Raw genomic sequence first — 25,266 nt, forward strand, 5'->3', positions numbered from 1 at the left:
CTTATTTAGTCTGTTTACTGACCTTTTCATTTACATTACACGAGTGATGCTCATGTGGCTATCAGCTTTAAATTATTCTATTATTCCACCACCAACCAATACATCGCCATCGTAAAATACCACACTCTGACCACTCGTAATTGCCCTTTGTGGTGTCTCAAAAGCTACCGAAACTCTTCTGTCACCAATTTTCGTTACCGTAGCTTTTGAAAGCTTTGATGAGTACCTGATTTTTGAATCGACCACTCTAGGTGTTTCCATTTCATCTATATTCATATCCAAGAAATTTACTTCACAGGCAATCAATTCACTCTTGAATAAGTCATCATTATCACCCAAAATGATAGAATTGTCCTCGCCATTAATACCTATAACATAAGCTGGCTTACCAAAAGTAATTCCCAAGCCCTTTCTCTGACCAATAGTGTAACTGATTATACCATTATGCTCGCCTAATTTATTTCCATCAGAATCCAAGAAGCTTCCTTTTTTAACCTTTTTTTCAGAATGTGTCCTTAAAAATGCTTCATAATCTTGATCAGGTACAAAACATATATCCTGACTATCTGGTTTGTTATGCACTTCAAGCCCAATTTCTTCAGCAATTTTTCTAATAACAGGCTTATCAAAATTTCCTATTGGGAAAAGAATCCTCGCCATTTTCTTCTGATTAAGGTTATACATCATATATGTCTGGTCTTTTTTATCTGAGCTCGCTCTTTTCAATTCATATAAACCCTTTTCGTAATTGTATTCCATTCTTGCATAATGCCCCGTTGCAACGAAATCACAGTTAAGCTTGTCGGCTACTTCAAACATTTTTTCAAATTTTATATTTTTATTGCAAAATACACATGGATTTGGAGTTTTCCCCTCAAAATATTCATCAATAAATCTAGATACAACATCTTTTTTAAAATTATCCTGAAAATCGACAATGTGATGCTCAACCCCAAGTTTGTCTGCAACTTTTTTTGCATCAGCTATTGCCTGATTTTTATCATCATCTCCAGGCTCCCACAGCTTCATTGTGGCACCGACCACCTCATAACCGTCCTTTTGCAATAGATACGCTGCCACAGAGCTATCAACGCCTCCACTCATACCAAGCAAGACTCTTTTTTTCTTATTTAAAATTTCTCCACTTTCCTTCAACGCAATCACCTCATATTCTTATACATTTATAAATTTATCTCTCATAATGTTTCTTATTAATGGTCAATTATACTCAATTAAAGCAAAAAAGAGCATTTAAGCTCTTTTGATTCGATAAAATATTACATTTTATTTAGGATATCATCTGCCCTAAAATTAAAATTAGAATTAGAATTATAGTCATCTATCATATCTTGTAAAGAAATTGACACAGTCACATTTTCTATTGCTTTTTTGATTTGTTCCCACACATACCTAGTAGAACATGAATCAAAGTTTTCGCACGCCTCGCTATCAAGCAGACATTCAGTGAACGCCATATCGCCTTCAAGCACTCTAAGAATATCAGCTACAGTTATATCGCTCGCAGGCTTTGACAATAAATATCCACCCTGTGCACCTCTTACACTTCTTATCAACCCAGCTTTTTTTAAAGTCGAAAAAATTTGTTCAAGATATTGATCAGAAATATTCTGCATTTTTGCTATATGCTTAAGCGAAACTGGTCCATCTACGGAAGAGTTTGCCAATTCAAACATAGCTTTAAGTCCATATTTACCCTTTGTAGATAACTTCACTAATTACCACCTCACTTCGAACCAATCCCTAGTAAATAACTCAGAATTAGATTCTAAATATATAATATTATATCCTAGTAATATTGTCAAGATTAATTTGTTAATTTATTTCCTCTTTTTTGTTTATTTTCCATTATTTTTTCTTTAGCTTTTTTAGAAAATCACTTATGGAATTTTCGAATTTATTGTTCTGTGGATCATAATAGACCCTACCTATCAAATTATTTGGCATATATGTTTGTTCCACGTAATGATTTTCATAGTTATGAGGATACTTATACGGAATATTTTCTTGATCAGATAGACTTTTTTTACTTGTCAAATCCTTTAAATAAATAGGAATATCATCGTGAACCTCTGTATCCAGATCTGAAATTGCCTTATTTATCGCAATATAGGATGAATTTGATTTTGGTGAAGTCGCAAGTAGAATCGTGGCCTGCGAAAGTGGGATTCTAGCCTCTGGGAGTCCCAAGGATAGTGCGGCTTCAACACATGATCGAACTATAGTTATCGCATTAGGATATGCAAGACCAATATCCTCGCACGCAATAACCTGTAATCTTCTACATATACTTTCAAGATCTCCACCCTTTATCAATCTAGCTAAATAATATGTAGATGCATCCGGATCACTTCCTCTGATTGATTTTTGAAATGCGCTCAATAAGTTATAGTGATTATCCCCATCTCTATCAAAATTGTAATTTGTCGATAATTTCATTCTTTCTATTGATTCTATTGAAATAAAAAGCTTACCATCCTTATTTAGCTTTGCATTATTTAGTGAAAGCTCAAGTATGTTTATCGCAGACCTCAAATCTCCACCAGAGGCAGCTGCAAGCTTGTACAGTGCACTGTCCTCTACAATGGCTTCTGTTACTGAGGCTTTATTTATCTTATGTAATAAATTCCTTAGTCCAACAACTATATCATCTGCCTTTAAAGCTTTGAATTCAATAACCACGCTTCTACTCAATATCGCATTATATACAAAATGATATGGATTTTCTGTAGTACTAGCAATCAAGGTTATTTCACCGTTTTCAATAAACTCTAATATGGATTGCTGTTGCTTCTTATTAAAGCTTTGTATCTCATCAATATACAAAATCAACCCACTCTGAGCCTCCATAGTACCTATTTTAGAAATAACCTTTTTTACATCCTCAAGAGATGAATTGGATGCATTTATTTTATAAAAGCTTTTGCTCGCATTTTTTGATATTATTTCTGCTACAGTCGTTTTTCCAGTTCCAGGTGGACCAAAAAAAATCATATTTGGAAAATTATTGTTGTCTATCATATTATTAATAAGCTTGTCTTTACCAATAATATGACTTTGACCGACCACTTCATCTATGGTCCTTGGTCTATATTTATCCGCCAATGGCATATTCATCACCTCGCAATAAAGGACTGCAAAGCGTGCAGTCCAAATTACTATTATAAAAGCCTTCTCGCAATAAATCAGTGTTCTTTTCTAGCTCAACTGCAAACGCAGTCCAAATTACCACTATAAAAGCTTACTAGATTTTATTTTTATTTAACTCATCTAATAATTTATCGTTCAATATTTTAATATGAGTCCCCTTCATTCCCAGAGATCTAGATTCTATCACTCCAGCGCTTTCAAATTTTCTAAGAGCATTTACTATTACAGATCTAGTAATACCTACTTTGTCAGCAATTTTACTCGCTACTAGTAATCCCTCATTTCCACCTAATTCTCTAAATATATGTTCAATTGCTTCTAGCTCTGAATATGAAAGTGTACCTATTGCCATCTGAACAACAGTTTTCTTTCTCATATCTTCTTCCATTTCTTCGCTAATAGCTCTAAGTATTTCAAGACCTACAACTGTTCCGGAATACTCAGCCAATACCAAATCTTCATCAGTAAAAGCAGAATCATATCTGGATAGTATCAAAGTCCCTAATCTATCTCCACCACCTAATATTGGAACAACAGTCGTATATTTTTCCAATCTATCATGTTCAAATGGGAAATAGCTTAGTATGTCCTTCCCACTTATATTTTCCCTAGTTTCCACTATTTTTAATATATTTTGTGTATATTCATAAGGAAATTTTTCTGTCTTTGTATCTTCGTCAAATAGTACAGAGCTATCTTCCGGTGTTTGCAAATGATAGCCTAGTACCTTTCCCTTTGCGCTTACAATATATACGTTCGAATCTAAAACGTCACCTAGAATACTTGACAATTGATTGAATGAAAGCGAAGTACCTGCAGTAAGTTGAAGTACTTTGTTAATCCTTCTTGTTTTTGTTAGCAAATTACTAGCCATAAACATTACCTCCTATTTTTCTAGAAACAATATATTTGTTTTATTAACATTTTCTGCCCAATTTGAATCACTTTTTGCAAATTAATTTTTTATCATGTTTACATATTAAAACCATCTTGTATACTAATTGCATTCTTAATTTTAAGAGTATCATAAATATCACAATTTTTCAACATTTTTTTACAATTTTAAAAATTTTCTCAATAATATCTTAATTTGGAATTGATTCTTTTTATATACAAAAGAAAAAACGGGAATTGTTTCATTTTTTAATACAAATCCCGTTTCTCATTTAATTTTTTATTTCTAAAATCGTGGGAATACTAATCTTTTTTGACTTTTTTCTTTACCTTTGTACTAGCATTTGTCACACATTCAGGATTAGAACAAATACTCTTTGACTCTTTTTTGGAGTTTTTTTCCACCATATATGCTCCACATGACTCGCAAACCTCACCAGTAGGCTTATTCCATTCTACAAAATCACAGTTTGGATAATTACTACACCCATAGAATGCCCTACCAGATTTTGTTTTCCTAATAATTACATCGCCATCGTTACATTTTGGACATTTAACACCAAGCTTTTCTACAATTGGCTTTGTAAACTTGCATTCAGGATATTTTTTACAAGCCATAAACTTTCCAAATCGTCCATGCTTTATCACCATATTAGAACCACATAATTCACACTTTTCATCTACTTCAATATCCATATTTATTTTCTCAATATTTTCAAGAGCTGTCTTTATAGATGATTCCAATGGCTCATATGCCTCTTGTATAACCTTTTTCCACTGCACCTCACCATCTTCCACCTCATCAAGTAGAGTTTCTAGCCTAGCTGTGAAATCTACATCTGTAAGCATCTCAAAATTATCTTCCAAAATTTCGGTAACAATTGTCCCTAATTCAGTTGGTTTTATAGATTGACCTTCTTTTTCGACATATCCTCTTGTCAAAATAGTACCAATAGTAGGAGCATATGTAGATGGTCTTCCAATCCCCAGCTCTTCAAGAGTCTTTACCAAGCTTGCCTCGGTATATCTGGCTGGTGGTTGGGTAAAATGCTGCTTTGGGATAATTTCAGAAATATCAAGCTTGTCTCCGATCTCAATTTGCGGAAGAATCTTGTCATCTCTATCAGTAAAATTGTATATCCTTGTATAACCATCGAAAATCTGCTTTGATCCAGTCGCTTTAAATACATAGTTATCTATTTTACATTCTATTGATATATTTTCATATATAGCATCTGCCATTTGACTTGCAACAAATCTTCTCCATATCAAATTATAAAGCTTATATTGATCCTTAGATAATGACGATTTTATCTTGTCTGGCTCTCTGTTAACAGATGTAGGTCTTATCGCCTCGTGAGCGTCTTGAGCATTCTTTTTTGTCTTTTGAGTAGATTTCTTATCTCCAATGTGATAATTATCTCCAAAAGCAGAATAAATGTATTTTTTTGATGCCTCTTTCGCCTCATCTGATATTCTTTGAGAATCCGTTCTGATGTAGGAAATCAAACCAATAGTTCCTTCACCGCTGATATCAATTCCTTCATATAGCTCCTGAGCAATTTTCATAGCTTTTTTTGTAGTAAAGCCTAACCTGTTTACTGCTTCTTGTTGCAGCATAGAAGTCGTAAAAGGCTTAACAGCAGATCTTCGTCTTATTTTCGTATCGATGCTCGAAACTAAAAGCTGTCTATTTTTTATTTTACATATTATGGCACTTACATCAGCTTCGTTATTCAAATCAACTTTATCTGTATCAATACCGTAAAAACTAAAATCGACATCAGTGTCCCTTACATTTGAAATAACATTTAAAGACCAATACTCTGTTGGAACAAATTCATTTATTTCTTTCTCTCTATCACAAATTATTTTTGTCGTAACAGACTGTACTCTGCCAGCACTCAGACCTCTTCTGACCTTCTGCCATAAAACTGGACTTATCTGGTATCCCAACAGTCTATCTAATACTCTTCTCGCTTGTTGTGCATCAATCAAATTATGATTCAGCTTTCTCGGTTGCTTTATAGACCTTTTTATCGTATCCTTTGTTATTTCATTAAACTCAATTCTACAGTCCGAATCAGAATCGATTCCCAAAATATAGGACAAATGCCAAGAAATAGCCTCACCTTCTCTATCAGGATCGGTTGCAAGATATATTTTAGTCGCCTTTTTGGCTTCTTTTTTAAGCTCTTTTATTATATCTCCTTTTCCCCTAATATTAATATATTCGGGTTCAAAGTTATTTTCTATATCAACACCAAGCCTACTTTTTGGCAAATCTCTTATATGACCAACTGATGCCTTCACAGAGTAGTGGCTCTTTCCTAAAAATTTTTCAATTGTTTTTGCCTTTGCGGGGGACTCTACTATTACTAAAGCCTTTGGCACAAGGAACACCTCCATTATAATATATTGGGTGCGTATCTATTGAAGCCTTGTTCTACTACCAAGTCCAAAATCAAAAGCTTTTCTACTATATATGTAACTTCACTTATGCCATATCCACTGATTAAGGAAATTTGTTCAATATCTATCGCTCCTCTTGATGATATAATGTCGAAAATAGCTCTTTCTTCAATTGAAATCACATTATCCGAAATATCATCAAGCAATATATTATCACAACTTGTATTAGTATTTCCACTATTTTTTAAAAATAATTTGTTTTTCTCAATAAATAATTCTTCTTTTTTTTCAAATATTTCGTAGTCCTCTAAAATATTTTCGACTTTTCGAACAGATTTGGCTCCTTGTGCTATCAGTTCATTGCAACCGCCGCTTAGAGAAGAAAAAATACTACCTGGAACTGCATACACATTTCTATCCTGTTGCAGTGCACAGTCTGCAGTAATTAATGCCCCACTTTTTTCCTCTGCCTCTACAACTATGACACCAGAGCAAAGTCCGCTTATTATTCTGTTTCTTACAGCAAAATGGTAGGATTGAGTAGCCTCATCGAAATTATGCTCTGATAGAATCAATCCTCCACTCTCTATTATTTCTGAATACAACGCTTTATTCTCTAATGGATATATTTTATCTATATTGGTTCCAAGTACGGCTATTGTCTTTCCTCCTGAATCCACACAATATTTATGAGCATAATAATCTACATTTTTAGCCATACCACTCACAACGACAAATCCATATTTCGACAACGATGATGAAAAATATTTTGTTGCATTTTTTCCATATTCTGTACCCTTTCTAGAGCCCACTATTGCAATTTTTTTATACATATCACTTATTATATTGATATTTCCTCTATAATAAAGAACATAGGGTGGATCATAGATTTGTTTCAAGCATTCAGGATACATACTATCGTCAATTGTAATGTAAGAAATATTTCTTTTATTCATCTCGTGCTTTAAATCAACCAAATTAGTTAAAAAAGAAGAGTATTTTTTAATTTTGTTTTTTATTTTTGGTGACATATTCTCGTCAGCCATTATTTTTTCCAATAAAGCTGCTATTTGAGAGATATCATTGAAGTAATCATGATAAGCTTCTCTAATATGCTTCATCTGCTCACATGAAATTTTACAATAAGAATTAGCCCAAAGGTAGAAATCTCTAACCATAAATACCTCCTAGTTCTACTTTATTTCCTATAAATTTGCTTCCCACATTTATTTTCTACAATAATTTATTTCCACAATAATTTATTTTCTACAAATTTATTTCCTACAATTTTTTCCAGCGAAAAATAATCCCAATTCACCTAATACAAAATTTTTAACCTCTTGAAAAATATTTGTAATATGCCCGTCTATACGAAAAAGCCTCCATAATATCCTTCTCATCTACGTCTTTGCTATTTCGCAAATCCGCAATTGTTCTTGAAACCTTGAGAATTTTTATATACGATCTATTGTTCAGCCCATATTTTCTATAAATCATCTGGATTGTCTTTTCTGCCTTACCAGTCAACTCGCAATACCTAATGGCCTGCTCCGTAGACATCTGGGAATTTAAGTCAATATTTGTACTTCTAAATCTATCCAATTGAATTTTTCTTGCGACCTCAATTCTATTTTTGATAGTTATAGAATCTTCCTCCTCTTTCTTTGATGATATATCCTCATAATCTATTTCACTCACCTCAGAAAAAAGATCTATCCTATCCAGAATAGGTCCAGATATTTTACCTCTATATTTATCAATTTCAGATTGACGGCAAATACATTTTTTACTACTGTTATAAAAACCACACGAACATGGATTCATACTTGCAATAAAAATAAAGTCAGATGGATAGGTTATATTGTAATTTAATCTGGATATATTTATACATCCATCCTCTAAGGGCTGTCTCAGAGCCTCGATCGTATTTCTATCAAACTCAGGCAATTCATCAAAAAACAAAATACCCTTATGTGCTAATGTAATTTCTCCCAGCATTGCTTTTGCACCACCACCGATAATTGATATTTTGGTCGCGCTATGATGAGGCTGTCTAAAGGGTCGATTTTTAACAAGTCCAATAGAGCTTCGATTTAATCCAGCCGAGCTCATTATTCTTGTAATTACAATGGAATCATCTCTATTAGGCTTTGGTAAAATCCCTTTCATCGCCTTTGCTATCATAGTTTTACCTGTTCCTGGTGGTCCTATCATCAGCATATTGTGACCTCCCGCAACAGAAATTTCTGCACATCTTTTGGTAACCTTGTTCCCCTTTATCTCTTCAAAATCTATATTTATTTCATTTTCTTTATTTTTTTCTAAATTTTTGTAATGATTTAGATTTACAAAAAATTGTTTTCTATTCTTAACTAGTATTTCATCCTTTCTTTTTTTAATAAAATCCTTTTTTTTAAAATCTGACATATTAATTATATCAACACAATCTCTAACTGATTTTACTGGAACGATTTCAATAGAATCTATCTCGCTGCATTCAAGATAATTATCAGCAGGAATATACACCCTTTTAATTTTCTTTTCACACATCGACAGTACAATTGAAAAAATCCCCTCCATACTTCTTAGATTTCCGTCTAGAGATAATTCACCTAGAAAAACGCTATTTTCTATATCATTGTTTTTTTTATTTAAATACTCGGATAATATACCAATGCAAATACCCAAATCTAAATAAGATCCATCCTTCTTCAAATCCGCGGGTGATAGATTCACGACTATCCTGTTTAATGGGAATACGTAACCACTATTGATAACAGCAGATTTCACTCTCTCTTTTGATTCCTTGACTTCTGTTCCTGCAAGTCCAACTATACTGAAAATCGGCATTCCTCTGGATATATCTACTTCAATGTCAATTGGAATTCCACCTATTCCATATAATATTCCTGATTTAGTTTTATTTATCAATGAAATCCACCACCTATATAAGCATCTTTGATATGCCTTATTTTTTTCTGATGATACATAACCTCAAAAACATCAAATCTTATGTCCACATTTATTATTTTTTTATTTGATATATATGCTTTCGCAACAGCTAATATTTTGTTCATTTTTCTCCTATCGACAGCTTCCCTTGGCTCTCCAAATTTGTTAGAGGTTCTAGTTTTTACCTCGCCAAAAACTAGTGTATTACCATCGACAAATATTATATCTATTTCTCCAAGCCTATTCCTATAATTCCTTTCCAAAACAATGTGGTTAGTCCGTTCAAGATACAATGATACGGCATCTTCACCAATTTTACCTATTTCATAATTACTTAAATGCTTTTGCATACAAACTCCTCATGTAACACAATTATTTATAGTCAAATATCGACTAAAATTTAGTTTTAAATATTTTCAAAATGTATTTATATGATTTTTATTCTATATTTATACTATGTTTATACTGTATTTATATTATTTTTATCTACTTATGTATTATAGGCAAAAAATAATAAAAATAGACAAAATAAAACCACCACATTTCACAAAATAATGATATTATATCAAAAAAGTGAAATGTGATGGCTAAATAGCCTATTATTTAATTTTTAAAATCTATCCGCAGGCAATATTTCAATCCAGTATCCATCAGGATCCACAATGAAATATATCCCCATCTTTTCGTTCTCAAATATCACGATACCCATATCCTTGTGCTTCTGGTATACCTCATCATATCTATCAGTAGTAAATGCCAGATGGAACTCACATTCCCCCAGATTATATGATTTAGTTCTATCTTTAAGCCAAGTCAATTCCAAAGTAAAATCAGTTTTACCATCACCTAAATATACTAATTTATAGGATCCATCTTCAGCTACCTTTTCCTTTACAGGCTTTAAGCCAAGGCTTTCATCATAAAATTTCAAGCTTCTTTCCAGATCTAATACATTAAAATTAAAATGTGAAAATCTCATAAAATCCATCTCCTTCTCTTTAGCTACAGCAACAGCAGTCATCGCCAAATAAAACTCGCTTATCTATTGAGTCTAAATTTTGACATCCAGTCAATATCATAGCTCCTTCTAAATCGGCTTTTACTCTTTCAAGATATAGTTCTACACCGTCAGTCTGACCACCTAGTGATGCTGTTACAAATGGTCTCCCTATTAGACATGCATCTGCACCAAGAGCAAGCATTTTTAAAACATCTACACCAGTTCTAATACCACCATCAACAAACACTTTTATTCTTTTGTCAACTGCTCTGGCAATACCTTCTAGCACATCCGCAGTACCCGGAGTGTAATCCTGAACTCTGCCACCATGATTTGACACCACGATACCATAAACTCCCGCCTCAACTGCCATCAAAGCCTCATCCGGTGTCATAATTCCCTTCAAAATAAAAGGAAGACTTGTTGATTCAACCAATTCTTTTATTTCAGCTACAGATTTTGCCTTTACAGGTGTACCATGAATATTCAACGTAATCAAACCACAAGCGTCAATGTCAACACCGATGGCAATAGCACCAGCCTTCTCTGCCGCCTTTATTTTACTTATAATATTTTCATTTTCCCAAGGCTTAATAAATACAATCCCATTACCATCGTACTGCTTTAATACTTCGAGATTATCAAGCAAGAACTGAGGTATCGCTGTATCACCGACCATAGCTATCGTATTTTTATTTTTACATCCAGCCACAACTGGTTCAATATATTCTTTTTCAGTAAGCTGACCGCCCATGTTTAAAGTAGTCCCTGTGATAGGTGCTGCCATAACAGGTAAATCAAGCGTTCTGCCAAAAAGCTCTATGGATGTATCCGGATTTTCAACATTGTGAATTGTCCTCATATTTATCTTTATTCTGTCGAGAGCTTTGACGTTTTCTATAAAGGAATTGCCCGTTCCTTTGCCACCCATTCCTGGTACTTCACCACGACAAGCAATACCGTCACATACCCGACAAACCTTACAGGATCCATTAAACTTAATTTTAGCATTTTTAAGAACTTCATCATAAGTCATAGTTATTTTTTCACTCATAATATCCACCTTCTATATATAAAATTCACATTAAATATAATTATACTACTTTCTCACATTTTTTTCATCGAAAAATTCTGTAAAATTCTTTAGAAAGCTCAATCTATGAATGCTTGTAATACCATATTTTTTTATAGCCTCATAATGCCCCTCTGTTCCATAGCCCTTATTTGATGAAAAACTGTACTCTGGGAACCTTTTATCATACTCATACATCAGCCTATCTCTAGTCACCTTAGCCAAAATGCTTGCAGATGCTATTGAAATTGATTTTGAATCTCCTTTTATTAGAGATTCCTGTCTCATATCCATATTCGGTATAATAACAGCATCATTTATCAGATAATCAGGCTTATATTTCAATTTATCTATCGCCCTTTTCATCGCAATATATGTGGCATTTAGAATATTATGCTCGTCGATTTCATCAGGAGTAGCAACGCCAATCCCATAATCATATGCTTTCTCTTTAATAATATCAAATAGCTCTTCTCTGTTTTTTTCAGAAAGCTTTTTTGAATCATTTATCTTGTTTATTCTTATTGGACCCTTATAAACAACGACTGCAGCAACCACCGGTCCTGCCAACGGTCCTCGTCCTGCCTCATCAACACCGCCAATTATCTTAAAGCCATTTTTCCTCGCTCTATTCTCATACTGATTAAGCATATCTAGTCTATTTATTTCAGACAAATATTTTTGTTTTTTTATCTCAAGCTTTTGAGCAATATCAATTACAGATTTTCTATCATCATTTTTTATGCAATCAGCAAAGCGATCAATCAGTTCCAAATAAGCACTTGTATCATTATCATTAATAGTATCCAAAGAAATTGAGCTATATAATTCCTTAACTGTAGATACCTTAATAGATTTATACGATTTTGTCTCATTATCTAAATTGGAAATATTGTAATATTCTTTTGTCAGCTCATCAAGCAGCCTCTTATCCATAATTTGCTCCATTACCCTCCATTAATTTAGTCAATTATTTTGATTAATCATTTTAAATTCAACTTAATTAAATTGTTTTTATTTTAACTTAATTAAATCATTTCAAATTCATTAATATTAATTATCCAATTATTTTACCTTCGTTGATATTAAATGGTTTTTCCAGTATTATCCTTCCAATTTTTCCGTCTCTAAATTCATTTAATACTGTGGTTGCAATTCTTGTATAGTCAAGCTCCTTATTTCCCATTATAAAGCCTCTTTTTCTACCTATTGCTTCCATGGTTTCAAGTGGTGTTTCAGCGACTGAATCTAATTTATATCTTTCGCAAAGTTTTTCAGGTGCAATATTTTGTAATTTTTCAATCAGCCTTAATCCCAAAGTTTCAACATCAAGAATTTCATCTTTTATAGCTCTAGTAAAAGCAAGATTAAGAGCGACCTCTTGATCCTCAAATTTTGGCCAAAGAATACCTGGAGTATCCAATAGCTCCATATTTCCTTTTATTTTAACCCATTGCTTTCCCTTTGTTACGCCAGGTCTGTCACCTGTTTGAGTACTTCTTCTTCCCGATAATTTATTTATTAGTGAAGATTTACCAACATTTGGAACACCTACTATCATCAATCTAATTCCTCTGGCTTTTCTTCCTTTTTCATTGAATTTTTCCATCATTTCTTTTGTTTGAGCTCCACACTCAGAAATAACCTTATTTATTCCTTGTCCGTTCATTGCATTTATAGGAATCGCCTTAATTCCTTGCTTCTCATAATATCTAATCCATTCATCAAGATCTTTTCTCTCACACATATCAGATTTATTCAACAATACTACTCTAGGCTTATCTCCCACGATTTTATCTATTTCAGGATTTTTACTGCTGAATGGTATTCTCGCATCTAGTAGCTCAATTACTATATCGACTAGCTTCAAATTGTTTTGTACCAATTCTCTAGTCTTCTTCATATGCCCCGGATACCAGTTTATATTCAAATTGTCATCCTTTAAATATTCTTCATTATAACTCATATTTTCACTTCCTCTCGAAAAAAAGGATGTCTATAAAGACACCCTAATTTACAAATATACTGATTATCTTTTGTTTCTAGCTTCTTTAATCTTAGCAGCCTTACCAACTCTACCTCTTAGGTAGTTGATCTTAGCTCTTCTAACCTTACCGAATCTAGTAACTTCAATTTTTTCTACCTTTGGTGAGTGAACTGGGAAAGTTCTTTCTACTCCAACACCGAAAGATATTTTTCTAACTGTGAAAGTTTCTCTAACTCCTCCACCTTGTCTTTTTAGTACAACACCTTCAAAAACCTGGATTCTTTCTCTCTTACCTTCGATAATCTTAACGTGTACCTTTACTGTGTCCCCTGGTCCAAAATTTGGAACATCGCTCTTAATGTGTTCTGCTTCAATAGCTTTAATTAATTCGTTCATTTTTTCCTCCTAATCATAGACGTACATAAATACTGACCATCGTAAAAGAGGTACGCCCGTACTCAATAACTACTATATTATATCTATAATACGTTCAAAAGTCAATACTTTGATAAATAAAATTTTACTAATATGTAGTATTGTTAATTTTTATTGAAATTCTATATTTTTCACTTTTTTTTTCCCATCGTTTGGTGTATAATAATGACTAAATCTTAATTAACAAATAGTTATTTTTTTAATTTTCAGAAAGAGGTGTAGAAAATGGGAATTTACGAAGAATTAGTAGCTCGTGGATTAATTGCACAAGTTACAGACGAACCAGAAATCAAAGAACTAGTTAATACAGGTAAAGCCACTTTCTATATAGGTTTCGATCCAACTGCAGATTCATTACACGTTGGACACTTCATGGCATTATGCCTTATGAAGAGACTTCAGATGGCTGGTAACACACCTGTAGTTCTTGTAGGTGGTGGAACTGGATATATAGGCGATCCATCTGGAAGAACTGATATGAGAAACATGATGACACCGGAAACAATTCAACATAACTGTGATTGCTTCAAGGTACAGATGGAAAAATTCATCGAGTTTGGTGAAGGAAAAGCTATAATGGTAAACAATGCTGATTGGCTTTTGGACTTGAATTATATTGAAATGCTTAGAGAAGTTGGTCCTCACTTTTCTGTAAATAACATGCTAAGAGCTGAATGTTATAAAAACAGAATGGAAAAAGGTCTTTCATTCTTGGAATTCAACTACATGATAATGCAATCATATGATTTTTATCACTTATATAAAGCTTACGGATGTAATATGCAGTTTGGTGGAGACGATCAATGGTCAAATATGCTAGGTGGAACTGAGCTGATCAGAAGAAAATTAGGTAAAAATGCCTATGCAATGACTATTACTCTACTATTAAACTCTGAAGGTAAAAAAATGGGTAAAACTGCTAATGGTGCAGTTTGGCTAGACCCTAACAAAACATCTCCTTTTGAATTCTACCAATACTGGAGAAATGTTGGAGATGCAGATGTTCTAAAATGTATTAGAATGCTTACTTTTATACCACTTGAGGAAGTTGATAAGATGGACAAGTGGGAAGGTGCTGAATTGAATAAAGCAAAACAGATACTTGCTTTCGAGCTTACAAAGCTAGTGCATGGAGAAGAAGAGGCAGTAAAGGCAGAAACGGCTTCAAAGGCACTTTTTGCTGGTGGTACAGACGATTCAAATATGCCTACAACAGAAATTGACTCATCAAAGCTAACTGATGGTGCTATTAATATTATGGATTTAATGATCGAATGTGACCTTGCTCCTTCAAAGAGCGAAATCAGAAGACTTATCCAGCAAGGTGGAGTTTATGTAAACGATGAAAGCGTGACAGATATAGACTTCAATGTCACTAAAGAAATGCTTGCTGATAAAGTTATTATAAGAAAGGGTAAGAAAACTTACCACAAGGCTATAATTAAAGCATAGGTATTTAGATAATTAAAAGCAAATGATTAGATAATTAAAGAATGGTGATTAGATAGTTAAATCATAATTGCTAGATAATGATTAGATAAATATAACATAGTGATTAATTTCTAATTTTACATTCAAATCTCAATAATAAAAGCTACAGAAAAAATCAAATGTGTGGTGACCACAACTTTTGACACCTTCTGTAGCTTTATTTTTATCCTAATGAATTTTTTTGGTATAAATAGCCTGATAGAAGTATTTAACCTCGTACCTTTTTTGGTTATAACGCTAGTCATACAAAATTTTTCTGAATATCCTATTTTTTTATTAAATCAGGTCTTCTTTCCATTGTGATTTTTTTGGATTCATCAAATCTCCATTCATCTATTTTTTTATGGTTGCCGGAAAGCAATACCTCAGGAACCTCCAATCCATTAAAGCTCCTAGGTCTTGTGTACTGTGGATACTCAAGCAGGTCATTTTCAAAGCTTTCATCCTCATGACTTTCAGATCTATTCAATACTCCTGGCACCAGCCTTGCAATAGAATCTATCATAACCAAAGCTGGTAACTCCCCACCTGTCAAAACATAGTCTCCAATAGATATCTCATCAGTCACAATAAGGTCGATAATTCTTTGATCAACACCTTCATAATGACCACACAAAAATATTATGTCGTTTTCTAAAGACAAGCTCTTTGCTATTTTTTGGTCGAAAACTCTCCCCTTTGGCGACAAATAAATAACTCTTGGATTTTCCAGTTCATACTTATCGACGATATACTCATATGTTGAAAATATCGGTTGTGGAGTCATGACCATGCCAGCACCTCCTCCGAACGGATAATCGTCAACCTTTTTATGTTTATTTTCCGAAAAATCCCTTATATTGTATAATTCAACCTCTAATATAGAGCTTTCTACTGCTTTTTTCATCATACTTTCCCCGATATATGCCTTAAAAATATCAGGAAAAAGTGTCATAACATGTATTCTCATTAGTCTAACAGCCCCGGTATTGGATCAACCACTATTTTATTTTCTTTAGTATTTATCTCTGGAACGATTTCATATGTAGCAGGAATTAGATATTCTTTTCCTGATTCATTTTTTACCACATACACATCATTTGCTGTATACTGTAGAACGTCAACCAGCTCTCCAATCACTTCTCCATCAACTGTCACAACGCTCATCCCTAGCATATCGACAATTAACATCTCATCATCTTCTAAAGCATAGACATCATCTCTTGATACATATATGAATTTGTTAATAAATCGTTGTACAGATTCAATGGTATCAAAGCTTACTATTTTTAACACCACCATATTAGTTGAAAGAATACTCACTCTTTCTACATTGAACAATTCATCTCTGTTATTTCCGACATAAAAAGACTTTAAATCCAAAAATCTCTCAATATTATCAGTGTGAGAGTAAACCTTTAATTCTCCCTTTAAACCTCTAGTAGTTACAAATTTTCCTACTTTGAAGTAATTTACTTTTTCAGCCATATCCTACCTCTTAAACTTAATAAAAGACTAGGCAAAGCCTAGTCTTCAACTATTTCCAAAGTTACATTAACTTTTTTCTTGTTGGAAACTGATTTTAATACTGTTCTAATAGATTTTGCTATTCTACCTTTCTTTCCAATAATCTTTCCCATTTCTGAGTCGTCAACCTTTAGTTTAAGTAGAATATCCTTACCATCTACTATTTCCTCAACAAATACTTTATCAGGATTGTCAACAAGAGCTTTAGCTATACCTTCCACTAGCTCTTTCATAGAATCATCTCCTAAAAGGACTATTTAGATGCTTTTGTAGCGTCGAATTTTTCAGTTATTCCATTTGAAACAAATAATTTCTTAACTACTTCTGTAGGCTGAGCACCTGTTAATAACCACTTGATTGCCTTTTCTTCGTCAATCTTAACCTGCTTTGGCTCTGTCAACGGATTGTAGTATCCTATTTCCTCAATAAATCTACCATTTCTTGGTGATCTTGCATCTGCTACTATCACTCTATAAAAAGGTTTCTTATGAGTTCCCATTCTTCTTAATCTTATTTTTACTGCCATTTTAAAATACCTCCAATATTTTCCTTTTATTATTTTATAATTATTTATTATATATTCCTTATCAAAGCTTTAGAACGGTAAATTAGGTAGCTTTGGGAATCCTCCCTTTCTCATTTTACCCATCATACCACCTGATTGGAACATTTTCATCATTTTTTTCATCTCATTAAACTGTTTAATGAGTCTATTAACATCCTGTACATTTGTACCACTACCTCTAGCTATTCTCTTCTTTCTCGAAGCATTCAGTATCTGAGGATTTCTTCTTTCTTCTATTGTCATCGATTGAATTATCGCTTTTGTCCTGTTGACCTCTTTGCCATTTGTGTCGATATTGCCCATTTGAGATTTCATTGCTCCCATACCAGGAACTAGCTCCAGTAATTTATCTAATGGACCAAGATTTTGAATTTGCTCAAGCTGAGTAAGAAAATCTTCGAAATCCATCTCATTTTTTCTCATCTTTAGCTCTAATTCCTTTGCTTTTTCCATATCCATAGCATCCTGTGCTTTTTCTATCAGGCTAAGCATATCGCCCATTCCCAAAATTCTGGATGCCATTCTATCTGGATAAAAAGGCTCAAGATTATCTAGCTTTTCTCCCATACCTACAAACTTTATAGGCTTGTTCGTAACTGCTCTAATAGATAATGCAGCACCACCTCTTGTATCACCATCAAGCTTCGTAAGGACTACTCCATCAATTCCAAGTGCTTCATTAAAGCTTTCAGATACATTTACAGCATCTTGTCCTGTCATGGAGTCTACAACCAATAGGATTTCCTGAGGTTTTACGTATGATTGAATATCCTTTAATTCCTGCATAAGAATCTCATCTACGTGCAATCTACCCGCAGTATCGATTATCACGACATCATGCTTGTTTGATTTCGCAAATTCTATTGATGCCTTCGCTATATTAACCGGAGATTGTTTATCCCCCATTTCAAAAACTGGTATTTCCAGTTTTTCACCGACAACCTTTAGCTGTGTAATTGCAGCCGGTCTATAGATATCACAGGCAACCAGCAGCGGTGATTTCCCTTGCTTTTTTAGGTATCCACCCAGCTTTCCAGAGGTTGTAGTTTTACCTGCCCCCTGTAAACCTACCATCATTATGATAGTCGGCGGTTGCTGAGAAAATGTAATTTTACTTTGTACATCTCCCATAAGCTTTGTCAATTCGTCATTGACGATTTTTATTACCATCTGGGCTGGAGTAAGACTCTTCATGACATCTTCGCCAACACATCTCTCCTGAACTGTCTTTACAAAATCTTTTACAACCTTGTAGTTAACGTCCGCTTCAAGTAATGCCATCTTGACTTCTCTCATCACTGTTTTTACATCTGATTCAGTCAATTTTCCTTTTGATCTTAATTTACTAAAAGCATTTTGTAATTTGTCAGATAAACCTTCAAATATCATATTATATCAGCTCCTTAATTTCATCTAAAATAATTTTAAGCTGAGTTACTCGTTCAGCATCAATTTCAAGAGTCATATTTTCTTTATTTTCTTTATCAAAGCCAAGACACTTTTCTATACTGTTTACAAAAATCTCTATTTGTTTCATTTTATCTATCATTCCAAGCTTACTCTCATAATCCTTGAGTGCGGTTTCAGATCTCTTCAAGCTATCGTATACACTCTGTCTGGAAATTTTTAAAATCTGACTAATTTCACCTAATGAATAATCTTCATCATAATACATCGAAATGATATCTCTCTGTTTATCAGTCAATAGGGAAGCATATTGAGAATATAAGCCTTCAATCTCCAACATTTTTTCTATATCCATAGAGCCTCCGTTCTGTAAAGGTCTTAAACCTTACAGATAATATAATACTCTAAATATGAGTATATGTCAACAAATTTTTAGATTTATACTATTAGAAACCATTAATTTTATAATTATGTTGACATTTATTCTTATTCCACTTGTCGTAGTTTTTTTGACACAGCTTTTACTAAAATAGTTTAAAATAGTTTTTATTTATTACAATATTATTTATCTTTAGTCATCTCCAAAAAGAGCATCAGTAAATGATTTTGCATTGAATTTCTGTAAATCCTCAACGCTTTCTCCCACACCGATCAGCTTTACAGGTACATCTACTTCAGATTTTACTGCAAGTACAACTCCACCCTTTGCAGTACCATCTAATTTAGTAAGAACTATTCCTGTTATTTTAGCAACCTCTTTAAAGGTTTTTGCCTGACTAACTGCATTTTGCCCTGTCGTAGCATCTACTACAAGCAATACCTCCCTCCTTGCTTCTGGAAATTCTCTTTCTACTATCTTAAATATTTTTCCCAATTCATTCATAAGATTTGTCTTGTTGTGAAGTCTACCAGCAGTATCGCAAATAAGTATATCTGCTCCTCTCGCCTGTGTTGCCTTTATTGCATCAAACACAACTGCACCAGGATCAGCCCCTTCATGATGCTTTACAATATCAACTCCAACTCTTTTTGCCCATATCTCTAGCTGCTCGGAAGCTGCTGCTCTAAATGTATCAGCAGCTGCCAATACAACCTTTTTTCCTTGTGATTTGTACTTCTGAGCTAGTTTTCCTATTGTAGTAGTTTTCCCAACGCCATTTACACCAACCATCACTATAATAGCAGGCGATGGCTCAACAACAATTTCATTTTCACCTTCTGAAAGAATTGTTTCGATTATTTCCTTTAATAGATCTCTTACTTGTGATGGCTCCTTAACCCCTCTCTCTTTAATTATGTCTCTAAGGTCGTCAATTATCTGCATTGTGGTGTTAAGACCAACATCAGCAGCTATCAATACTTCCTCAAGCTCCTCCAATAACTCTTCATCTATTTTAGTGTACGATTTTAATATTGAATCAATTTTTCCAGTAATATTGTCTTTAGTTTTCGATAAACCTTTGAATAGTCTTGCAAAAATACCTTCATTTTTTTTGGTAGGTTTTTCTCTTCCTTCATTTTCGATTATATTGTCTTTTTCTTCATTTGAATTAAACATAATTTCTCCCTTCCGAAAATACAATTCCAATTAAGCACAAGTGTTATTTTATCAGTGTAGCTAAAATCTCAATGGTTATTTTCTCTTATTTATAATCTCGTGAATATCTCTTTGCTATTCGTTCAACCATAACCAAAATCTCTATAGCTACTTTCTCTAATTCTACTCTGCAAGCTCTACTGCATCATTAAGCCTCATACTGATAACAGAAGAAACTCCCTTTTCTTGCATAGTTATTCCGTAGATATAATCAGCAACCTCCATAGTACCTCTTCTATGAGTAATCGAAATAAACTGAGTATCTTCACTCAATTCCTTCAAATATTCTCCAAATCTGTAAACATTGACATCATCAAGTGGAGCTTCTATTTCATCTAATATGCAAAATGGTGTCGGCTTTGAAATGAGTATACCAAAAAGAATACAAATTGCTGTCAACGCCTTTTCTCCACCAGATAACAGACTTAGGTTTTTCATTTTTTTTCCAGGAGGCTGAGCAGTTATCTCAATATCACAGCCCAAAATATCATCATCGTCTGTTATTCTCAAATTAGCATTTCCACCACCAAATAGCTTTACATATACTTTTTTGAAATTTTCATTTATCCTATGGAAGCTCTCTACAAACTCAACCTTCATATTTTCAGTTAAATCATCTATTATTTTTGTGATTGACTCAATTGACACTTCCAGATCCTCTTTTTGAGCCTTGTAATAGTCATACCTGCTTTTAACGTCCTCGTACTCTTCAATCGAATCCAAATTTACATTTCCCAAGGCTTTAATTGATCTTTTTAACTTCTCTATCTTAGCATAATCTATTTCCACGTCATCATCTTTCAGCCCCAAAGCTTGTTCAAAGCTCATCTCGTATTTTTCCTTCAGAAACTCATATAATGAGTCCATTCCAAATATAACTCTTTCAAGCTTTGAATCGAGTTTAAACTTTTGATCCTTGTATTCAGAAAATGATCTTGTTTTCTGTCTTAGCATAGTATTTTTTTCATCTATATCTATCCTTAATTCATCCTTTTCAATTTTATTTTCCGAAAGCTTCTCTGATAGACCATCGTGCTCAATTTGATATGCCGCCAATTTTTCATTAAGATTTACAAGCATATCATCAAGAGAATTGATTTCTTCTTCAAAAACACTTACTTGAAAATTTAACCCGTTCTTTTTTTCCAATGAATCCTCAATGCTTGCCTTTATCCTATTCAATTCCTTTATATTCATTTCAAAAATATTTTTGTTTCTCTCAAGAATCAAATTCTTATCATTAAATAGCTTTGTAAATTCCTCTAATCCCTTCTGATGTGCTAGCATTTCAGACTCAAGCTCAGCAATAACAGTAGTATTATCGTCGTTTTTTTCAGATAGGCTTTGAATGTCTTGTTCAATCTCGTCGAACAATTTCTTTTCATCCTCTAATTTTTTTTCAATACTAGATATCTCCACCAAGTTTGAATCTATTTTTGACACTCTAGTCTTAACTCTATCCTCTTCTACCTTTATCTCTGTGGAAAATGAAAACAAAGCTTTTTCTTTTTCATTGAGCAAATACATTTCATCCTTTTTTGTTGCTTCAGTCGAGAATAATCTTTCTTTTAGTGCTAAAATCTCATTATCTATGTTAGCTATATCGTTCTTATTTTTTGCTATTTTTTGCTCTAGCTCTAGTATTATCCTCCTTCTTGATAGAATTGCCCCTGTAGATTTTAGGCTTCCTCCTGTCATTGAACCTCCAGCATTTAAAATATCACCATCAAGAGTTACCAATCTGTATTTATGACCGGATTCCTTCGCAAAGGATATAGCACTGTCCATATCCTTCATGACAATTACTCTACCAAGGATATTTTCCATTACTCCGGAATATTTTTTATCATAGTTTAGCAAATCTGAGCAAATTCCAATTGGCTTTTCTCTAAATTTCGATAAATCTAATGATAATTTGTTTCCTCTCATAATGTTCACTGGCAAGAATGTAACACGTCCATAATTATTTTTCTTTAGATATTCAATTGCCGTCTTTGCAGTGCTTTCACTATCGACTACAACATTTTGAATGCTCGCTCCCAATGCCGCTTCAATCGCTTTTTCATAAGCTGCAGAAACCGATATAAGCTCGCCCAAGGCACCATAAAGCCCTTTTATATCTTTATTTTTTAGAACCTCCTTTACACCCTTATTAAAGCCTTCATGCTGTGCCTCCATCTCCCTATAGGTATTTAGCTTACTTTGTAAGGCGCTGACTTCAATATTGTAATTTTGAATATCTCTATTTAAGCTCAAAATTTTTCTATCAATTTCTAATATCGAATTGTCGAGTTTATCTATATTACCTTTATTATTTTCTATTTCTATTTTAATTTTTTCGACATCTTCACGCTTTGACTTCAAAATGTTGCTTGAGCTCTCTAGCTCCAATTTTAAACCATCGTTCTCAGCTTCAACATCTTTTATTCTTCTACAAAAATTATCAATATTCGCATTTACAGTCGCAAAATTTCTGGATATATTTTCCTTTTCTTCAAGTAATCTAATTGATAAGTTTTTATTGTCATCGATACTTTTCTTCGTTGCATTAACCTTATTTTCCGCCGACAGCTTATCTTCAAATATTGCTTCAAGCTCGTTTTGAAGGGTATCTATGAGGTACGAATTCTCATCAATTCTTTTTTCAGATTTTTCAAGCTCTATTCTGTCGACATTAATTCTATCATCAATCAATTTCAAATCAGATTTTTTCTGCTGAATATCATTTTCTTTATTTTTTATTTTTTCAGAGGTCACTTTAATTTCGATATTTGTATTATTAATAGAGTCGCTTATGCTTGCCAATTGATCGTTTATGCTATCAATTATCTGTTCTATCGACTCTGATTTTATCATAATTTTATCTATTTCTTCTTCTAGCTGCGATTTTTCGCTATCCAAAATACTTATTTCTCTCTCAATGTCATTTAGTGACAATTCAAAGCTTTTCTTTTCTTCTTGAAATGACAGCCTCTTGTTTATAGTATCATTGATTTCCATAAGCTTTAATTCATCTCTATACTCAATAAATTTTTTTGCTTTCGCTTGCTGTCTTTCTAGAGGCTTTATCTGCCCTTCAATCTCTGAAAAAATATCAACTATCCTAGTTAAATTATCACTAGCTTTTTTTAAATTTTTCTCTGCATCATTTTTTTTATACCTGTATTTCGCAATACCACACGCTTCATCAAAAATCTTTCTCTTTGTAGCCGGATTATTGCTCAGAATTTCCTCGACCTTACCTTGCTCTATAATCGAATATCCATCCTTCCCAATACCGGTATCCATCAATAGCTCTCTTACATCCTTCAATCTACACTTACTTCTATTGATGTAAAATTCCGACTCACCGTTTCTATATGCTTTTCTCTTTACTATTATTTCTTTCTCACCTGCAATAATACCCTCAGAATTATCTAAAATCAAGGATACCTCACATGAATTCATCTCACTTTTTGTGTCGGTTCCGGAAAAAATAACGTCTTCCATTTTTTCTCCACGTAGACTTTTCACGCTTTGTTCTCCCAAAACCCATCTAATGGCATCGGAAACATTACTTTTACCACTTCCATTTGGTCCAACAACAGCAGTTACACCTTTTTCAAAGAATATATCGGTTTTCATAGGAAATGATTTAAACCCTTTTAGAGTAAGCCCTTTTAAATACATCTTTACTCCTTTCGCCTACCTAATCCATAAATATCAAACAAACTGTCATTTATTTCTGAAATTGTAGTCCTGCAAATTATTTTATCATCTATCATTACTGTTAATATATCGTCACCTACATTAACACAATTTTTTTCGCTTTCAATAGTTTTTAGCCTACAGCCAAATTTATCATAAAAAAACCTTACATTCGATTTTTTATTGCCGATTATTGTGGATACTAGCCTCTTTGGTGCGATTACTACAATTTCATCAAAATCGTGTTTTTCATTGTCTTCTATTAGTGAAACCAAATAATCTTGTACCATCCTTGAGGCAACCAGCTCCTTAAAAGCAGGATGGTATGGTCCAGCCACAATATCTCTACCCACTTGTATATCGTCAGTAGACTGTAGCCCCACCCTAATTACCTTTATCTTATTTCTTTCAAAAATAACCAGTAGCTTTTTTACAATATCTATGGATTTATCAAGGTCAAACGGCTCATATCTACCATCTAAGTATGCATTTTCCAGACCAGTTTCCTTTATTACTATCGTTGGATAAATTCTAACGAAATCAGGCTTCATATCGACAAAATCAAGCGCTGTCTGTATACATTTTTCCTCAGTGTCCGATGGCAATCCCACCATCATCTGCAATCCTAATTTTATACCAAAAGCCTTTATTAATTCAGAGCTATATCTGACAATTTCACTATTATGACCTCTTAGACTATCAATCAATACATCGTTGTCCATGGACTGTACACCGAGCTCGATAATAGTGGTTCCCAACGATTTTATCAATTTCAAGGCTGCAGAATCAATGCAATCTGGTCTTGTAGACATTCTAATATCATTTACCAGTCCACGTTTTTTGTATTCATACGCAACAGACAACAATTCTTTTTGAATATTTGAATCTATCGCAGTAAAGCTTCCACCAAAAAAAGCTATCTCGAGATTCGTATCTTTTTGTATTGTTTTAAGAGACTCCTCGATTATGCTTCTCGTCCTCTCCGCAGTCATATCAGTCGAAACTCCAGTTATTTTTTTTTGATTACAAAAAACACAATCATGAGGACACCCTTGATGAGGAACGAAAATCGGTATTATCTTATTTTTCAACT

General features: G+C 33.3%; 23 protein-coding genes. 1 reads left to right on the forward strand and 22 read right to left on the reverse strand.

Annotated features, from left to right (window positions below; genetic code table 11):
• Positions 1 to 72: 72 nt before the first annotated feature.
• The 13 genes from mnmA to rplS form a co-directional block, all read right to left on the reverse strand.
• Positions 73 to 1,155 (reverse strand): tRNA 2-thiouridine(34) synthase MnmA, encoded by a 1,083-nt coding sequence (mnmA, locus tag BM120_RS06545; RefSeq protein WP_278335334.1) that lies wholly within the window; start codon positions 1,153 to 1,155, stop codon positions 73 to 75.
• A 122-nt stretch (positions 1,156 to 1,277) separates the two neighbouring features.
• Positions 1,278 to 1,733: an RrF2 family transcriptional regulator gene (locus tag BM120_RS06550; protein WP_091994280.1), complete on the reverse strand. Its 456-nt coding sequence runs from the start codon at positions 1,731 to 1,733 to the stop codon at positions 1,278 to 1,280.
• A gap of 133 nt (positions 1,734 to 1,866) precedes the next feature.
• Positions 1,867 to 3,129, reverse strand: coding sequence for a replication-associated recombination protein A (locus BM120_RS06555; protein WP_091994282.1), 1,263 nt, complete (start codon positions 3,127 to 3,129; stop codon positions 1,867 to 1,869).
• Between the two features lie 133 nt (positions 3,130 to 3,262).
• Positions 3,263 to 4,042, reverse strand: a complete 780-nt coding sequence (codY, locus tag BM120_RS06560; protein WP_091994284.1) for a GTP-sensing pleiotropic transcriptional regulator CodY — start codon at positions 4,040 to 4,042, stop codon at positions 3,263 to 3,265.
• Between the two features lie 323 nt (positions 4,043 to 4,365).
• Positions 4,366 to 6,456, reverse strand: a complete 2,091-nt coding sequence (topA, locus tag BM120_RS06565; RefSeq protein WP_091994285.1) for a type I DNA topoisomerase — start codon at positions 6,454 to 6,456, stop codon at positions 4,366 to 4,368.
• Positions 6,457 to 6,470: 14 nt separating this feature from the next.
• Complete coding sequence (dprA, locus tag BM120_RS06570) at positions 6,471 to 7,652, reverse strand: DNA-processing protein DprA (RefSeq protein WP_091994287.1); 1,182 nt, start codon at positions 7,650 to 7,652, stop codon at positions 6,471 to 6,473.
• 154 nt (positions 7,653 to 7,806) lie between these two features.
• Positions 7,807 to 9,405 (reverse strand): YifB family Mg chelatase-like AAA ATPase, encoded by a 1,599-nt coding sequence (locus BM120_RS06575; protein WP_091994288.1) that lies wholly within the window; start codon positions 9,403 to 9,405, stop codon positions 7,807 to 7,809.
• Positions 9,402 to 9,776: a YraN family protein gene (locus BM120_RS06580; RefSeq protein WP_091994289.1), complete on the reverse strand. Its 375-nt coding sequence runs from the start codon at positions 9,774 to 9,776 to the stop codon at positions 9,402 to 9,404. The genes BM120_RS06575 and BM120_RS06580 overlap by 4 nt, the downstream gene beginning before the upstream one ends.
• Before the next feature lie 260 nt (positions 9,777 to 10,036).
• On the reverse strand, positions 10,037 to 10,405 hold the full coding sequence (locus tag BM120_RS06585) for a VOC family protein (RefSeq protein ID WP_091994291.1): 369 nt from the start codon (positions 10,403 to 10,405) through the stop codon (positions 10,037 to 10,039).
• 19 nt (positions 10,406 to 10,424) lie between these two features.
• A complete protein-coding gene (locus BM120_RS06590) occupies positions 10,425 to 11,462 on the reverse strand; it encodes an alpha-hydroxy-acid oxidizing protein (protein WP_091994333.1) in 1,038 nt (345 codons plus the stop codon).
• 63 nt (positions 11,463 to 11,525) lie between these two features.
• Complete coding sequence (locus BM120_RS06595; protein WP_091994335.1) at positions 11,526 to 12,434, reverse strand: ribonuclease HII; 909 nt, start codon at positions 12,432 to 12,434, stop codon at positions 11,526 to 11,528.
• A 121-nt stretch (positions 12,435 to 12,555) separates the two neighbouring features.
• Entirely contained in the window at positions 12,556 to 13,464 is a 909-nt protein-coding gene (ylqF, locus tag BM120_RS06600; protein WP_091994292.1) for a ribosome biogenesis GTPase YlqF, read from the reverse strand.
• Between the two features lie 63 nt (positions 13,465 to 13,527).
• Positions 13,528 to 13,881 (reverse strand): 50S ribosomal protein L19, encoded by a 354-nt coding sequence (rplS, locus tag BM120_RS06605; RefSeq protein ID WP_091994294.1) that lies wholly within the window; start codon positions 13,879 to 13,881, stop codon positions 13,528 to 13,530.
• Positions 13,882 to 14,145: 264 nt separating this feature from the next.
• Between rplS and tyrS the strand changes: the two genes are divergently transcribed.
• A complete protein-coding gene (tyrS, locus tag BM120_RS06610; RefSeq protein ID WP_091994295.1) occupies positions 14,146 to 15,372 on the forward strand; it encodes a tyrosine--tRNA ligase in 1,227 nt (408 codons plus the stop codon).
• 304 nt (positions 15,373 to 15,676) lie between these two features.
• Here the strand turns inward: tyrS and trmD are convergent, their stop codons facing one another.
• From trmD to BM120_RS06655, 9 genes are all read right to left on the reverse strand, one after another.
• Positions 15,677 to 16,360, reverse strand: a complete 684-nt coding sequence (gene trmD / locus BM120_RS06615; RefSeq protein WP_091994297.1) for a tRNA (guanosine(37)-N1)-methyltransferase TrmD — start codon at positions 16,358 to 16,360, stop codon at positions 15,677 to 15,679.
• Positions 16,360 to 16,878, reverse strand: coding sequence for a ribosome maturation factor RimM (rimM, locus tag BM120_RS06620; protein ID WP_091994298.1), 519 nt, complete (start codon positions 16,876 to 16,878; stop codon positions 16,360 to 16,362). The genes trmD and rimM overlap by 1 nt, the downstream gene beginning before the upstream one ends.
• Before the next feature lie 38 nt (positions 16,879 to 16,916).
• Entirely contained in the window at positions 16,917 to 17,150 is a 234-nt protein-coding gene (locus BM120_RS06625) for a KH domain-containing protein (protein WP_091994300.1), read from the reverse strand.
• A 20-nt stretch (positions 17,151 to 17,170) separates the two neighbouring features.
• Positions 17,171 to 17,443, reverse strand: a complete 273-nt coding sequence (gene rpsP / locus BM120_RS06630; protein ID WP_091994301.1) for a 30S ribosomal protein S16 — start codon at positions 17,441 to 17,443, stop codon at positions 17,171 to 17,173.
• Between the two features lie 69 nt (positions 17,444 to 17,512).
• Entirely contained in the window at positions 17,513 to 18,871 is a 1,359-nt protein-coding gene (gene ffh / locus BM120_RS06635; protein WP_091994303.1) for a signal recognition particle protein, read from the reverse strand.
• A gap of 1 nt (position 18,872) precedes the next feature.
• On the reverse strand, positions 18,873 to 19,244 hold the full coding sequence (gene ylxM, locus BM120_RS06640; RefSeq protein WP_091994305.1) for a YlxM family DNA-binding protein: 372 nt from the start codon (positions 19,242 to 19,244) through the stop codon (positions 18,873 to 18,875).
• 216 nt (positions 19,245 to 19,460) lie between these two features.
• Complete coding sequence (gene ftsY, locus BM120_RS06645) at positions 19,461 to 20,447, reverse strand: signal recognition particle-docking protein FtsY (protein WP_091994306.1); 987 nt, start codon at positions 20,445 to 20,447, stop codon at positions 19,461 to 19,463.
• A gap of 162 nt (positions 20,448 to 20,609) precedes the next feature.
• The gene (gene smc / locus BM120_RS06650; protein ID WP_091994307.1) at positions 20,610 to 24,155 is read right to left on the reverse strand and encodes a chromosome segregation protein SMC; all 3,546 of its coding nucleotides are present in this window, start codon (positions 24,153 to 24,155) and stop codon (positions 20,610 to 20,612) included.
• Positions 24,156 to 24,157: 2 nt separating this feature from the next.
• Positions 24,158 to 25,264: an elongator complex protein 3 gene (locus tag BM120_RS06655; protein WP_091994309.1), complete on the reverse strand. Its 1,107-nt coding sequence runs from the start codon at positions 25,262 to 25,264 to the stop codon at positions 24,158 to 24,160.
• Positions 25,265 to 25,266: the final 2 nt, after the last annotated feature.

It is taken from the genome of Peptostreptococcus sp. D1 (assembly GCF_900112955.1).
Taxonomy (GTDB): Bacteria; Bacillota; Clostridia; order Peptostreptococcales; family Peptostreptococcaceae; genus Peptostreptococcus.

What these genes read in the sequence shown, in the direction of transcription:
- smc (WP_091994307.1), bottom strand. Translation starts at nt 24,155, where the DNA reads ATGTATTTAAAAGGGCTTACTCTAAAAGGGTTTAAATCATTTCCTATG.
- rplS (WP_091994294.1), bottom strand. Translation starts at nt 13,881, where the DNA reads ATGAACGAATTAATTAAAGCTATTGAAGCAGAACACATTAAGAGCGAT.
- tyrS (WP_091994295.1), top strand. Translation starts at nt 14,146, where the DNA reads ATGGGAATTTACGAAGAATTAGTAGCTCGTGGATTAATTGCACAAGTT.
- dprA (WP_091994287.1), bottom strand. Translation starts at nt 7,652, where the DNA reads ATGGTTAGAGATTTCTACCTTTGGGCTAATTCTTATTGTAAAATTTCA.
- codY (WP_091994284.1), bottom strand. Translation starts at nt 4,042, where the DNA reads ATGGCTAGTAATTTGCTAACAAAAACAAGAAGGATTAACAAAGTACTT.
- rimM (WP_091994298.1), bottom strand. Translation starts at nt 16,878, where the DNA reads ATGGCTGAAAAAGTAAATTACTTCAAAGTAGGAAAATTTGTAACTACT.
- ffh (WP_091994303.1), bottom strand. Translation starts at nt 18,871, where the DNA reads ATGATATTTGAAGGTTTATCTGACAAATTACAAAATGCTTTTAGTAAA.
- BM120_RS06580 (WP_091994289.1), bottom strand. Translation starts at nt 9,776, where the DNA reads ATGCAAAAGCATTTAAGTAATTATGAAATAGGTAAAATTGGTGAAGAT.
- BM120_RS06595 (WP_091994335.1), bottom strand. Translation starts at nt 12,434, where the DNA reads ATGGATAAGAGGCTGCTTGATGAGCTGACAAAAGAATATTACAATATT.
- ylqF (WP_091994292.1), bottom strand. Translation starts at nt 13,464, where the DNA reads ATGAGTTATAATGAAGAATATTTAAAGGATGACAATTTGAATATAAAC.
- trmD (WP_091994297.1), bottom strand. Translation starts at nt 16,360, where the DNA reads ATGAGAATACATGTTATGACACTTTTTCCTGATATTTTTAAGGCATAT.
- ylxM (WP_091994305.1), bottom strand. Translation starts at nt 19,244, where the DNA reads ATGGATATAGAAAAAATGTTGGAGATTGAAGGCTTATATTCTCAATAT.
- rpsP (WP_091994301.1), bottom strand. Translation starts at nt 17,443, where the DNA reads ATGGCAGTAAAAATAAGATTAAGAAGAATGGGAACTCATAAGAAACCT.
- BM120_RS06590 (WP_091994333.1), bottom strand. Translation starts at nt 11,462, where the DNA reads ATGACTTATGATGAAGTTCTTAAAAATGCTAAAATTAAGTTTAATGGA.
- BM120_RS06555 (WP_091994282.1), bottom strand. Translation starts at nt 3,129, where the DNA reads ATGCCATTGGCGGATAAATATAGACCAAGGACCATAGATGAAGTGGTC.
- ftsY (WP_091994306.1), bottom strand. Translation starts at nt 20,447, where the DNA reads ATGTTTAATTCAAATGAAGAAAAAGACAATATAATCGAAAATGAAGGA.
- BM120_RS06625 (WP_091994300.1), bottom strand. Translation starts at nt 17,150, where the DNA reads ATGAAAGAGCTAGTGGAAGGTATAGCTAAAGCTCTTGTTGACAATCCT.
- BM120_RS06585 (WP_091994291.1), bottom strand. Translation starts at nt 10,405, where the DNA reads ATGAGATTTTCACATTTTAATTTTAATGTATTAGATCTGGAAAGAAGC.